The following is a 14582-nucleotide window of genomic DNA, read 5'->3' on the forward strand; positions in this document are numbered from 1 at the left end:
TGTAACAGCACCATCCTCATCTATTTGAGATGGTGTTTTTTGTTTTTCTTTCCGATAACTACAGGAATACTTAGGGACTTGTATATCGCTCTTATATGTTTTTACACCTTTCCTAATTTACGAATAAAAAATGGATGAAAGAAGGAATTTGCAATGGAAACGATTGTTCAAAAATTCGGTGGTACTTCTGTCGGAAGTATCCAGCGCATTCAACATGTAGCAGATTTAATTATTGAAGAATATGAACGAGGGAACGGTGTTGTCACTGTTGTATCTGCAATGGGAAAAAGCACAGATGAGCTTGTTGCACTCGCTACCGCTATTAGTGAAAATCCGAGTAAACGTGAAATGGACATGCTCCTAACAACTGGCGAGCAAGTAACAATTTCCTTATTAACAATGGCATTGCAAGCAAAAGGATATCAAGCTATTTCACTAACGGGCTGGCAAGCTGGTATTACAACTGAATCTGTACACGGAAGCGCAAGAATCACTGATATTAACACAGAACGTATTCAATCCTATTTACAAGAAGGTACGATTGTAATCGTTGCTGGCTTCCAAGGATTAAGTGGAGAGAACGAGATTACTACACTTGGCCGCGGCGGTTCTGATACAACTGCTGTCGCATTAGCAGCTGCGCTGAAAGCGAAAAAATGTGATATTTATACAGACGTCACAGGCGTTTACACAACTGATCCACGCGTTGTAAAAGACGCATATAAATTAGATGAAATTTCTTATGATGAAATGTTAGAACTCGCAAATCTTGGAGCTGGTGTACTGCACCCACGCGCTGTTGAATTTGCAAAAAATTATAACGTCGTTTTAGAAGTTCGTTCAAGCATGGAACAAGAAAATGGAACAATTGTAAGGGGAGAATGTAACATGGAACAACAATCAGTGGTAAAAGGTATTGCATTTGAAGATAACATTACACGTGTAACAATGAAAGGGTTAGAACAAGGATCACTTTCAACTGTTTTCTCTACACTAGCTACAGCTCATATTAATGTTGATATTATTATTCAAAGTATTACAAATGAAGGTACTGTACATCTATCCTTCTCTATTCATTCGAATGATTTAAGAGAAACACTCGAAGTATTAGAACAAAATCAAGAAACGCTTCATTATGAATCTGTAGAATATGAAAATCACCTAGCTAAAGTATCTATCGTAGGGTCGGGCATGGTATCAAATCCTGGTGTTGCGGCTAGCATGTTTTCTACATTAAAAGAAGAAAATATTCATATTAAAATGGTAAGTACATCTGAAATTAAAGTATCTGTTGTCATTGATCGCCTCCATTTAGTAGTTGGTGTAGAAGCACTTCATCAATCATTTATGGCAAAAATTGAACCTATGGTACAAATGAATTAATTTGATGTTGAAAATAACAACAAAGAATCTTTCTTTGTTGTTATTTTTTTATCTAGCAAAATAGTATTATGTTACACTATTACATGTGAAATATTTTCCAAATATCTTTTAATAGATTCAAAAAACATGTAAAGGTGGATCCGTAGTGAGAACAGAAAAAATACTTTTAGTAGATGATGAACAAGGCATACTAGATATGTTAGTACTTACACTAAAAAAAGAAAACTTCTCTCATATAACAACCGCTACCAATGGAGCTGAGACATTAACTCTTATTAAAAATCATCCATTCGATATTATCTTACTCGATGTGATGCTACCGGATATTGATGGATTTGAACTATGCAGACAAATTCGAAACTATACAAATACTCCTATTTTATTTGTAACAGCGCGCTCAAGTGATTTAGATAAATTAACAGGACTAGGAATTGGCGGAGATGATTACATAACAAAACCATTTAACCCTTTAGAAGTTGCTGCCCGGATTAACGTCCAATTGCGTAGACAACATATGATACAAGAACTGCACAATGAAGAAAAATTAAACCTACATTTTAAATCCTTTTCTCTATATCCTAGCGAAGGATTGATAACAGTAAACGCTGAACCTATACATTGCACCGCTAAGGAACTAGAATTACTTACTTTCTTATGTACACACCCAAACCGAATTTTTACTGCTGAACAATTGTACGAACAAGTATGGGGATTCACCTCTATGGGTGATGATAAAACCGTCGTCATGCATATCTCTAAATTACGTAAAAAAATAGAAGAAAACCCTAAATCACCTACATACATTGTCAATTTAAGAGGGATTGGTTATAAATTTATCCCACATACGAAGGAGCAATAATATGAAAATTGGTTTCAGATTAGGCTTCCATTTTATTCGCAGTTTATGTATCGGTACTTTTTTTATGAGTATTTTTATGGCAATCTTTATGGAAGGCATACTCCCTCTTATAGGAATAGGAAAAGATGACAAGGATACAGAAGCTCTTATCGTTTTTTCCCTCTTTATATGTACGCTTCTTATCGGCGCCATTGTATATGGGTGGCATATTAGTAAGCCTCTATTCCGGATGATTTCTTGGATTAACCAACTAGCAGAAGGATCCTACGTGACGTCAGCAAACACAAAACAAATGTATAAGAAAAAAACAAGGAAATTAAAAGGGCCGTACCGCCTATATAAAGACGTCTTTCTAAATATAGAGCAATTAACAAATAGATTACGAGAAATAGAAACTGAACGTGAACAACTTGAGAAAATGAAACGGGAATGGATGGCAGGAATCTCTCATGATCTCAAAACACCACTTACCTATATTACAGGATACAGCGCGCTTATGTTATCACCAGATCATACTTGGAGTCACGAAGAAAAAGAAAAATTTTTGCAAGAAATTCAGCAAAAGGGAGATCATATGAAAGAGTTAATTGAAGACTTAAACCTTTCCTTTCGTCTTCAAGATTCACAAATCCCATTAAGAAAAGAAGAAATAAACATCGTTGAATTTACAAGAAGACTGATAGCTGATATAACAAACGATCCACGCTCTCAGCATTATCATTTTAGTTTTGAATCAATCAATACAAACATAATGATTCCAATTGATACAAAATTATTCCACCGTTCTTTACAAAACTTGTTTATGAACGCTATTTTACACAATCCTCCAGAAACAAAAATCCATACCTCTATTCTATTACAAGAAGATATACATATTATAATAGAAGATACTGGCGCTGGCATGGATGAATTAACCGTTCAAAACTTATTTAAGCAATACTATCGTGGGACAAATACAAATGCTTCAAATGAAGGAACAGGCCTTGGGATGACAATTGCTCATAAAATTATAACAGCACACGGCGGGACGATTCGTGTTACGAGTAAAATCGGTACAGGCTCAAAGATTCATATCATACTCTCAAATCGCTAGTCTTCTTCTGAGATTGTCTACATGAAATGAAACTTTCTTCTTTACATAAAAAAACCAATTTCTCCTTTTATAGAGGAGAAATTGGTTTTTTACTTTTTACAAAACTCTTGTATCAGCACCTTATTTTCAACTTCCGAAAAAGATACCTACTAGAGAATAGATAATAATTGTGGAAAATAAAATCGTCATATGAAACAGAGAAAAAATAAACAATGATTTTGCCCATTTCTCTGAATCCATTTTTCTATAACCATAAATACTTAAAGCAAGCCATAGTATGCTTAAAAGAAGTGATACTAACATAAGACCAATACTTAATGACCCTAAAAGAATACTGATAATAATTAAAATCATTAAATACACGTTCGTTTGTATATATGTTCTTTTAACCCCTTTTACTACTGGAAGCATCGGAACCTTTGCAGCTTTATACTCATCATGTTTACGAATGGCTATCGCATAGAAATGAGGCATTTGCCAAATAATCATGATAATAAAAAGACCGATAATAGCTGGATGCGTGATATCCGGATACATAGCAGCCCACCCGATGAGCGGCGGCATTGCTCCTGAAATACTTCCAATTTCCGTGTTATAAATTGTTCTTCTTTTGCTCCACATTGTATATGGTACGACATACAAAAATAAACCTAAAAATCCTAATAACGCTGCTAAATATGTCGTTAGCGCAAGAAATGCTAAACCAGAAATTGTCATGACTATCCCAAGCCATAATACGGCTTTAAAACTGATTTCTCCCGTTACAGTCGGTCTATTTTTTGTTCGTTCCATAATTGAATCAATATCACGATCATACAGATTGTTAAAAGCTCCTGCTGCTCCTATGATTAAAATCGAACCAATCATCGCAAATATAATTTCTGGAATTTTTTCAAATGGGCTAATTTTATATTTATATAAAGCCAATGTCAATCCAGCAAACATCGGGACCAAATTCGATTTAATAATTCCAGTCTTCACAGTTTGGGCTAAAATGTCCGATAACTGTCGTTTCGAATTTGTTAATTCTTTTTTTCTTCCCATGACACTCTGTACTCCTTTTCATCAGGCATTTCTACCATACATATAGTATTAACATACTCCTCGGTATATTAATACTATATGATATGCATGTCAAGAAAAAGAGAGTATATGTTGCGCCTTTGAAGGTTAATCTATGAGAATTTGAAAATACTTGTATAAATATTCCTAAAAAGGTATATTCAGCGAAAAAATATTCTAAACAAATCTGAAATCACCACTCAGAACATATCGTTTTTCATGCCTCCGTTATTTTTCATGCCTTAATTCAATCTTTCCTGTCATAGAATGCACGGTTAACTTTGTATCATTTTCTTTTCCAGTTCCTATATGACCTTTTACTTTATGATCGTTCCCTTTTTCACCAGTTGAAAGTGAAAATTCATTTTTGATTTTCCCCGCAGGTGTCGACAAATCAACCTCAAGACTTGTCGGCTCTTTTCTCAATTTTATATTTACATTAGATGATTCCGTTTTTATTTTACTTTCATTTTTTAGATTTGAAGCAGCGGATACATTCACTTCTCCTGTATTGTTTTGAATATCGAAGCTTCCCTCCACTCCTTGTAACGTAATCCCTCCTGATTCAGAAACCCCTTTTATACTGTTTCCTTTATAATCTTTTATTGTCATATCACTTGAATCGCTATACAAATTCAATTGCTTTGATGTTATATTCTCTCCTATTACTTCTCCTGATTCTGTTTTAATATCTATTTTTTCATATACTTTTTCGGGGAGGTATATATATATGTACTGTAGCTGTTTTCAAATTCACAATAGACGACGAATTCTCTGTAATAATCTCTAGTTTCTCCCCATCTTCTTTTACTTTTAGATCTTTCATCTCTCCTGTATCCACCTTAATATCTTTTCCTGTTGTAGAGTGAAGTTTAATATTTTGTCCTACTGTTTTTACATAAATCTCATTTATATTTTCTGCAGCGAACTTTTTGGAGACTGGTGCTTCATTCCCTTTCTCATCACAAGCTACTAAACTCAAAATCATTGTACTTATAAATGAAAACAAATATATTTTCTCTTTGATAGTTCTCATTCCGTCACTCCTTCTTGGCTATTTATTTAAATATTAGCCGTAACCTTCCCATTTGCTGCAATTGTCCAACCAATGCGACACATAGTAATAAAATAGATAGCGTAATATACATAATCACATATGATGTTGATATTCCTAAAAAATCTACATATGGAAGATGATTCACTGGCCCTAAATACCATAAAAGCATATACACCACTTCAAACAATTTACGTGTCCTACTCCATACTCCAAATGCTAAGGCTAGCGTTGGAATAAATACTATACCGCTAAGCCAAGAAAGCAAGAACGAAATATCTTCAATTAATATAAATTGAATGATAACACCACTAGAGATAATAAAACCCACTATAATACCTGAAATCCATGTTGCAAAAAACTTATAAAATGGAGAACAACTCGACATAATAATTTGATCCGTACCGTAGTATGTTTCTCTCGTCATCATCTGTGACCAAATTGCAATGGGCCAAATTAGAATGAGAGATATCCACTCTCTTGCTATATGTACTGGGCATATCAAGCCAAATGCTATAAACCCAGCTGCAAGAACGTACCACCAAACTGTAAAGCCTTTTAACATAATAGATAACTCCGCTTTGATTAATAGAAACATGTTTATTCCTCTTGTCTTCTTAATCGTAGTAAATATAAAATTGTTCAAATTTTTCTCATTCACAATGGCAGACTGATATTTCTTCTCAAACTCTTCTTCCTTTTCCTTCACTTTAGAGCATGTACGAAATCTATTAAAAATAAGAGAAGTGATCCAAATGAATAAAAGCGCCACCCCAAGCCAAGTCAAGCTTACGACAAATATTCCAGGATTCCAATCTACTCCATTCCAATCAAATGTTCGTATCGTTCCCTCAACAGGGTTATATCCAAATCCTCCCCCGCCATTTTCTTTTAAAAATCCATACTCGCTAACCGCATCATGTATCATATCTGAACGGATCATTCCTAAACCAAATACATCTAAATAACGATTTGGTACTTCAAAAGACAAAATCGCTAATAACACCCATAAGAAAAAGAATACGATATTACCGATTACACCATTCAAACCAGGAAATACATCAAAAAAGGTTGTTAACGCAGCAAGAAGCAGAAGTGAAGGAAACACAATATAAATAAGGGGGTACAAATAACCACCTAATTGAAATGAAAGATCTTCTCCACGTATAAATTGCATTGCGATAAAAGCAACAATTAATACCATCTCAATCACTACTAATACAATAAAATTAGAAATTGTTTTCCTAAAAATATATCGAAAATTGCTTATCGGTGAAGCAGCAATTAATTCCCCGACACCTAATCGCTGCTCGTCTGAAATTTGGCTCCTTAATACATAAAAGCCGAGTAACCAAATAAATAAAGCAGATGTCATCGCCCCCATACCACCAAGCCAATTTGAATTATAAATCCCCCTCACTCCGCCAAGATAAAATACTTCATATCCCGCTGAGGCTGCCGGTACACAGGCATATCCAAAAAGAATCGTTACACCGATTACAATTAAAAATGAATAACTTCTCATTTGTTTTCTAACATCATTTTTAATAACGTAAAATAGATTATATACATTGTTCAATTCGGGTTCCTCCCTTCGCAGAAACATAATACAAATAAGCATCTTCTAAAGAAGCTGGGATCATACGTGCCGCCTTACTAGGAGCATGAACCGAAATAATCCGAGCATGAATGCCATCAGTCCGATGAACAGCACCACTTACTATATATTTCTTTTGAACATGGTGTAGTTCTGAAGCTGGGATCACCTCTTCCCAAACTTTTCCCTCGACACGTTTTAATAATTGTTCAGGTTCCATATGAGCTAATACATTTCCTTTTGATAGTAAAGCAATATTCGTTGCACTAGATTCAATATCTGTTACAATATGCGTTGATAAAATAACAATTCTATCTGCAGAAAGAGTTGACAATAAATTTCGAAATCTAATTCTTTCTTCAGGATCCAATCCTACTGTTGGCTCATCTACAATTAATAGTTTGGGATCATTTAATAAAGCTTGTGCAATGCCAACTCTTTGTCGCATTCCTCCAGAGTAGTTACCTAATAGTCGTTTTCTATCATTCGTTAAATTCAGTGCTTCAAGTAGTTCATTAATTCGCTTTTTTAAAGAGTTCATGGCTAAACCTTTCATCGCTGCGATATACTCTAAAAACTCAACCGCATTCATATTTGGATATACCCCAAAATCTTGTGGTAAATAACCAAGCTGTGAACGTAACAACCTTGGTTTCTTTTGAATGTTTCCCCCATTCCATATCACACTACCATTCGTCGGTTGTTCAATTGTTGCTAATATACGCATAAGAGTAGATTTCCCTGCCCCATTTGGTCCTAAAAGCCCTAATACACCAGGCTTTACATGTAAACTACAATCATTCAACGCTACTTTCCCGCCGTACCGTTTCGTTACATGATCAATTATTAATTCCATTCCTGTTTCCCCCTCACCTTATGAAATAAGTGCAAGTTTTTTCACTTACGTTTTCTTATTTTCATTGTAGGTGGTGAAAGTAAAATCTAAGTAAAATCTAGAGAAAATCATCTTAAAATATACATTGAAACTTAAATCATTGGGAATATTCTTCATCCCCTACTAATTATCAGCCCGTACTAACCCGGACTTTATTGTCTGGTCACCTCTCACCTCATTTTTTTCACTGAATTACGAGGTAGGAGTTTTACTGTTAGTTTATATGAGATAAAACTTCTAAAACTCAATGTACGTTCTAAAAAAAGATTCCGAAACAGATTATTTTTGACTCTGTTTCGGAATCTTTTTTCACACCTTATTCCTTTCGACAATAATTCTTAAAACCTAAAATATAGAATGTAATAACAAAACTACTAACAACCAAAACATTCCTATTTTTCCCTCTACAAAACTCTTTTCAATTATAGAATAACATGCTGTGATGATACCTATTGAAATATATGCCAAATTAATGATTTAATCTGTTCCTACATACATATTTCCCTTATGTTTTTCATGGTATTTAATCACCTATATAATAAAGTAAATCTTTAATCAATAGGAATTTACCGCCCATTAATGTATAATAAAGTACAAACATCAAACAAATTTATATTTTCTCAAATACAAGCAAACATGTACTATTTGGCAATGCTATTTGTTCACCTTGCTCATCAAATAATGTAACTTTCGATGATAAATGTTCTATATAGCCTTCTAAAAGGTACTGCTTTGCTTCGATTACTTTTACATTCTCTGAACCTACAACATTCTCTACAAAGTCAATATACTCTTGAAGGGTAAATACACCAAATTGTTCCTGTACTTCATGTGGGTATGCTTCCTCCCCCCACGTATACGTATATAAGAATTCCATTGCATCGTTAACCGGCATCCTTACTTGATCCACGTCTAATGTATTAACTTGAATTTGTCTTCCTTTAAAATCACGTTGATAGTTTTTTAAGAAAGGCATTGCGGCTTCATCATGAAACTGCAATTCACACCATCCTTCACCTTCTGTTTTTACTCCATCACGAATAATCCAACGTCCCCCAGGAGTCAATATTTGAAATACACTCTTCACTAAACGTTCCATTGTTGCAATATTAAACTTCTTACCTTCTGTTTCTCCATAAGAAAAGATTTCATGATTCACTGAGCCACAATGAACTGTAGAAATACTTTCCGGATGAAATGTTTCTGCAAGATGTAAAGCATCGCCTAGTTTAACTTCCCAGTCGTAGCCTTTTTCGTATTTATCATTTGTTAACTTTTCAATTACATTTCGTGACAAATCTACACCAATAACCGATTTATCCGGATAAACTTCTTTAAATTTATTCATCATTGCGCCCCCACCGGGACCAATTTCTACTATTATATCTCCTACTACATATGGAAGAACCGCAACTTTATCATCTACACTCCCATTCATATGCGAAAGATATTCGTCCTCATTTTCCAACCGATCAAAAACATCCCGGCGTAAGCCAAATATTTCACATAACATCATGACTGCTTGTTCATAATGAGCATTATTTTCTTTTTTACAAGCTAAACAAAACTCGATGAGTGTTTTTCCAACTTCACTTGTTCCAAAACCAATTGTTAATACATTTTCAGTTTCCTTTAATTCAGGATACATTTCTGATTGAAGAGTTTGAGTCATATTTAACAATTCTACTATTGATACACTTCGCAATACTTTTTCAATTGCTCGTTTCGTATAAATATTTAAGTATTTTTCCCCCTCTCTCTCATAATACAATGCGTCCATAAGAGGCTGAAAACTGATATGATCTACATTCTTCTCAGTAATACGTTGGTAGGCTAATGCAAATACTTTCACGAACTCTTCAAAACTAAAATGAGTTAATGCTGCTTCTACATACCAAAGGTCATAATTAAATACAACTGTAAACATTTCTTCTAACCTATCATTCATAATTGAATCATATTCTTGAACAAAATATGTATGATTAGGTGAAGCATTCGTACGTAACCGCCGAATTCGTTCCTTTACACTATATTCAATCAGTTCTCCAGAAAGTATTTGTTCAATACGTTCATATACCTCTCCTTTTACTCTTGTCCATAACTTATCCGATACCCCAGTAATAATACATTCATTTAAAACACGAAGCACATCACGCAGTTCATCTTTTTGAATCACACCTTGCTTCCATAATCTTACCAATTCGTCATGAGAATTCATGGATACTTCTCCTCGTAATACTTGCCCTATTAATCCATGTGTACGAATAAGTGTAAACGTTACATCATCATATGGAAAATAGCGTCTATAAATATAAGCTGAATCTTCATTATGTGCTAAAAACGATACCCCCAAATCCTTCCACTTCTTGCGCTGCGTTACAGAACCACACTTTGATACTTCACTCCAGCACAATACAGTTTCTACACGAGCACGAATACCATATGAAACATTCATTTTTTCTAAATGCCTTAGCGTCCGTTCCACATACTCTAATACACTCCGGTAATTTCTTTCTATACTTACTGTCCCATATTCTTCTAATAAAAACCCTAACCATATATTTGCTTCTTTCGTATATATGTTTCCGTTTCTTGCTTCTTCTATTGCATGTAAACTATGTAGCATACTCTTCTCCCCTTTTGGTTACTCAATGCACATTCTGTCAGAGACATCTATAAAGCAAATGCGTAATCTGCACCCTAATAGACTCATGATTCCATACATGTTATTTCAAACTTCAGTCTAGCATACAATAGCTGTTATTTCTTTTGATCATGTACGGTATTCCAATTTACGAAACGTAAAAAAACATCCAAAAATATCATGTGTCTCTTTTCTTCTGCTTTATCTTCAACAGAAAAAGATAACCTTTGATATTTCGGATGCTTTTTTGAAGAACTTCACACTTCAAAACCATTAAAAAGGTAAAGCGAATTTAAATCATTCTTTTTGTAGACTTACAAATCGTCATGTTCAAAAAATAATTCAATTCATTTTTCATTAAAATAAATGAATGTTTTCCTTCTTACATGCCTCACGCATTTCATCAGGCCATACAGAAGATTGAACTTCACCGATATGCGCTTTACGTAAGAAGTACATGCACATTCTTGATTGCCCAATACCACCACCAATTGTAAGTGGAAGTATGTCTTCTAAAATACCTTTATGGAAATCGTAATCACGTTTGAAATCTTCACCTTTCTTTGTTAACTGCTCATCAAGTGATTTACTATCAACACGAATCCCCATTGATGATAATTCAAATGAAGATTGTAGTACTGGATGCCAGAATAAGATGTCCCCGTTTAATTTCCAATCATCGTAGTCAGATGCGCGTCCATCATGTTTTTCACCAGAGCGAAGTGCATCACCAATTCCGATAATAAAGACTGCACCGTGCTCCTTCGCAATGGCATGCTCACGATCTTTCGGTGTTAACTCTGGATATTTATCTTCTAATTCTTGAGACGTAACAAATACGATATCTTCTGGTAAATACTTTCCAAGGAACGGGTATTTTTCAAACAAATAATCTTCTAAATCTTTGAATATTCCATAAATTGTTCGTACTGTTTCTTGTAGGTAATCCACTGTACGCCATTCCTTTTGAATGATTTTTTCCCAATCCCATTGGTCAACATAAATCGAATGCGTTGCATCAAGTTCCTCATCACGGCGAATCGCGTTCATGTTTGTATATAACCCTTCACCAACTTCGTAACCATATTCATGCAGTGCAAGTCGTTTCCATTTCGATAGTGAATGAACAATTTCTAATTCTTCTCCCGAATGAAGCATATCAAATTCAATTGGACGTTCTACACCGTTTAGGTGATCGTTTAGACCTGATTCTTTCGTTACGAATAGTGGTGCAGATACGCGGAATAGTCCAAGACGTTTTGCTAATTGATCCTCAAAAAATGTTTTAACTTCCTTAATTGCGATTTGTGTCTCTCTTACTGTCATTAATGATTGATACATGTTAGTTTCCTCCTAAAATGTTTGGATGTAGTGAAAAGAAGCCAACAAAAAAAGCCCTTCTTTCCCAAAAAAACTGGGACGAAAGACTTTGGTTCCGCGGTACCACCCAAATTAGCAACAGAGGTTGCTCACTTATTCAGTACGGAGATTAGAGAAATCTCGATACTGTTCTTCTTGTAACGGCGAAGTTCCCGGCTAAGTCTACTTTCCCCTAAAGGATTTCGGTTAGCGACTCCAGGAGGTTCTTCATAACAGGCTTCGTATCAGGCTCACACCACCCCTGACTCGCTTTGACTACGTCCTACTACTACTCGTCCTTTCACAGTCGTTTTGTTGTCACATCTCTGAAACATTTTATTAATGAATATTCTATACAAAAAAATAAGAAAGTCAACAAAAATTTAAAAATATTTTTCAATTCTTTATTTTATTTCTTTATCGATTCTTTAAAACCTTATGAGAGTTATCGCTTCTTTTGTGGCTTCGCTCCGAAAAACACTTTACCTAAAGTAGCCATCATATACTATGACAAGAAGGGTAAGCGTTCGAAAAATAGAATCCATTGTATTTCTCATCATTTTCAGTTCCTTTGTACTTCTTTTCATATGTATAACGTTCTACAATTTGAATAGATCTATGCAAATTTCGATAATGATTTCATAATACATCAAATTACTGCCGATTTTATGATATACTATATCATTCAGTTGTTTGTTCTGATTCATAACGAATAGGAACAAACATAGTCATAGCTCGAGATTATGTTTCAAAGACATTGACTGCTATCAAAGTAGATTTTTTATAGAATAGTAACGGAGTGATAATATGAGTAAAACAAAAGCAAAGGCTAAGAAAGGTACCGGTCAAGGAACAGGAAGTAAAGGCTGGAACCGTTGGCAATCTAGTGCTAAGAAAAAGAAAAATGCGAAACCTTATAAAAGTAAAGGTACAAAAAAATAACTAAAAACCCTCGTGAAAAGTAAGTGTAAATCATATTTCTGAAATACAGCCTGGGTTTAACTCTACGTATAATTTAATTACAAAAAAGACCATTACTTTAAAATAAAGTTTTTTCAAAAGTACCTATAAATCATATTTATGCAAAAAGCTGCTTCGTATTTAACAAGCAGCTTTTTGCATTTCATCCTTCTTTTTCTGTAACTGGTTTCATATATTTGACGTTCCACATTGAAATCGCTTACGTAATCGTTTTCATCCTATACAATAAAGCTATCAAATCTTAAAGAGGTGGCAAAAATGAGTGCAAAAAAAGCATACGATTTTCTAGCATGTTGTATGGTGGTTAAATCAAACGTCGATAGACGATTATGGAATAGAATTGAAACAAAGAGAGAGGGCGGGATAGTATGAAAAAATCACCTACTAATCCATGGCTTATTGTCCTCGGTACAGTCATTGTACAAATGGGACTTGGAACGATATATACATGGAGCTTATTCAATCAGCCTTTAGTGAGTAAATACGGATGGAGTCTTAACGCTGTTGCTATAACCTTCTCAATCACTAGCCTTTCTTTAGCATTTTCAACCTTATTTGCGAGTAAATTACAAGAAAAATGGGGACTTCGCAAACTCATTATGATATCTGGATTAGCACTAGGAATTGGATTAATACTTAGTTCACAAGCTTCCTCATTACTAATGCTTTATGTACTAGCAGGAGTTGTTGTAGGTTATGCAGATGGTACAGCTTATATTACTTCACTATCCAATTTAATAAAATGGTTTCCAGGGCGTAAAGGTTTAATTGCTGGTATATCTGTCTCTGCATATGGTACGGGTAGCCTAATATTTAAATACATTAACGCAAAGTTGATTGATTCAGTTGGTGTATCGCAAGCGTTTATATACTGGGGTTTAATTGTTACAGCTATGATAGTAATTGGTGCTTGTTTGATCCATCAAGCAGCTGAACAAAATACGGCTCATGAAACAAATAGTCAAGACTATACAAAAAAAGAAATGCTGCGCACAAAAGAAGTGTATCTGTTATTTATTATGCTATTTACATCATGTATGAGTGGCTTATACTTAATTGGCATGGTAAAAGACATCGGTGTTCAACTTGTAGGGCTTAGCGCAACAACAGCTGCCAATGCTGTCGCTATGGTTGCAATCTTTAATACAGCTGGTCGAATCATTCTGGGACCGTTATCAGATAAAATCGGTCGTTTAAAAATTGTTACCGCAACATTTATCGTGATGGCTACATCTGTCTTCGTTCTCAGCTTTGTAGATTTAAATTATGGCATTTATTTCGTCTGTGTAGCAAGTGTTGCGTTTTGCTTCGGTGGAAATATCACTATTTTCCCAGCTATTGTTGGTGATTTCTTCGGTATGAAACACCATAGCAAAAACTACGGAATCGTGTATCAAGGCTTTGGTTTTGGAGCACTCGCAGGTTCCTTTATCGGTGCACTTTTAGGTGGATTCAAACCTACCTTCATGGTAATTGGCGTATTGTGTGTCGTTTCACTTATTATCGCTATTTTCATTCAACCACCTAATCAGCAAAAAGAAACACAAGAAAATTATCGTAGTGCGGCGTAAGCATTCCGAATTTTCATTTCATGATACTTACGTTCATAATAAAAAAGCGATTCTTTCATCAATAAGAAAGAATCGCTTTTTTTA

Annotated in this window: 10 protein-coding genes, 1 pseudogene and 1 other annotated feature; of the genes and pseudogenes, 5 read left to right on the top strand and 6 right to left on the bottom strand. The window is 34.6% G+C overall.

Annotated features, from left to right (window positions below; translation table 11 throughout):
- Positions 1-153: 153 nt before the first annotated feature.
- The 3 genes from HRG09_RS17930 to HRG09_RS17940 all read left to right on the top strand — a co-directional run bounded on the left by HRG09_RS17930 (position 154) and on the right by HRG09_RS17940 (position 3335).
- Positions 154-1383: an aspartate kinase gene (locus HRG09_RS17930; protein WP_174102246.1), complete on the top strand. Its 1230-nt coding sequence runs from the start codon at positions 154-156 to the stop codon at positions 1381-1383.
- A 145-nt stretch (positions 1384-1528) separates the two neighbouring features.
- On the top strand, positions 1529-2242 hold the full coding sequence (locus tag HRG09_RS17935) for a response regulator transcription factor (protein WP_174102247.1): 714 nt from the start codon (positions 1529-1531) through the stop codon (positions 2240-2242).
- 1 nt (position 2243) lies between these two features.
- Positions 2244-3335 carry a sensor histidine kinase gene (locus tag HRG09_RS17940; RefSeq protein WP_174102248.1) on the top strand — a complete coding sequence of 364 codons (1092 nt, stop codon included), beginning with the start codon at positions 2244-2246 and terminating at the stop codon, positions 3333-3335.
- A gap of 126 nt (positions 3336-3461) precedes the next feature.
- Here the strand turns inward: HRG09_RS17940 and cyoE are convergent, their stop codons facing one another.
- The 6 genes and pseudogenes from cyoE to asnA all read right to left on the bottom strand — a co-directional run bounded on the left by cyoE (position 3462) and on the right by asnA (position 11928).
- The gene (cyoE, locus tag HRG09_RS17945) at positions 3462-4379 is read right to left on the bottom strand and encodes a heme o synthase (RefSeq protein ID WP_174102249.1); all 918 of its coding nucleotides are present in this window, start codon (positions 4377-4379) and stop codon (positions 3462-3464) included.
- 246 nt (positions 4380-4625) lie between these two features.
- A pseudogene (locus HRG09_RS29530) lies at positions 4626-5433 on the bottom strand (DUF4097 family beta strand repeat-containing protein).
- Positions 5434-5455: 22 nt separating this feature from the next.
- Positions 5456-6976, bottom strand: coding sequence for a hypothetical protein (locus HRG09_RS17955; protein WP_174102292.1), 1521 nt, complete (start codon positions 6974-6976; stop codon positions 5456-5458).
- Positions 6977-7013: 37 nt separating this feature from the next.
- Positions 7014-7904 carry an ABC transporter ATP-binding protein gene (locus HRG09_RS17960; RefSeq protein WP_174102250.1) on the bottom strand — a complete coding sequence of 297 codons (891 nt, stop codon included), beginning with the start codon at positions 7902-7904 and terminating at the stop codon, positions 7014-7016.
- Positions 7905-8553: 649 nt separating this feature from the next.
- A complete protein-coding gene (locus tag HRG09_RS17965) occupies positions 8554-10569 on the bottom strand; it encodes a class I SAM-dependent methyltransferase (protein WP_174102251.1) in 2016 nt (671 codons plus the stop codon).
- Positions 10570-10944: 375 nt separating this feature from the next.
- Positions 10945-11928: an aspartate--ammonia ligase gene (asnA, locus tag HRG09_RS17970; protein ID WP_174102252.1), complete on the bottom strand. Its 984-nt coding sequence runs from the start codon at positions 11926-11928 to the stop codon at positions 10945-10947.
- Positions 11929-11999: 71 nt separating this feature from the next.
- Positions 12000-12260 (bottom strand) — a binding site (T-box leader).
- Positions 12261-12753: 493 nt separating this feature from the next.
- On the opposite strand from asnA, the gene HRG09_RS17975 reads away from it, so the two are divergent.
- The gene (locus tag HRG09_RS17975; protein ID WP_017152329.1) at positions 12754-12888 is read left to right on the top strand and encodes a DUF3934 family protein; all 135 of its coding nucleotides are present in this window, start codon (positions 12754-12756) and stop codon (positions 12886-12888) included.
- Between the two features lie 407 nt (positions 12889-13295).
- Positions 13296-14498 carry an L-lactate MFS transporter gene (locus HRG09_RS17980; protein ID WP_174102253.1) on the top strand — a complete coding sequence of 401 codons (1203 nt, stop codon included), beginning with the start codon at positions 13296-13298 and terminating at the stop codon, positions 14496-14498.
- Positions 14499-14582: the final 84 nt, after the last annotated feature.

The organism is Bacillus sp. Xin1, assembly GCF_013314535.1.
Lineage (GTDB): Bacteria > Bacillota > Bacilli > Bacillales > Bacillaceae_G > Bacillus_A.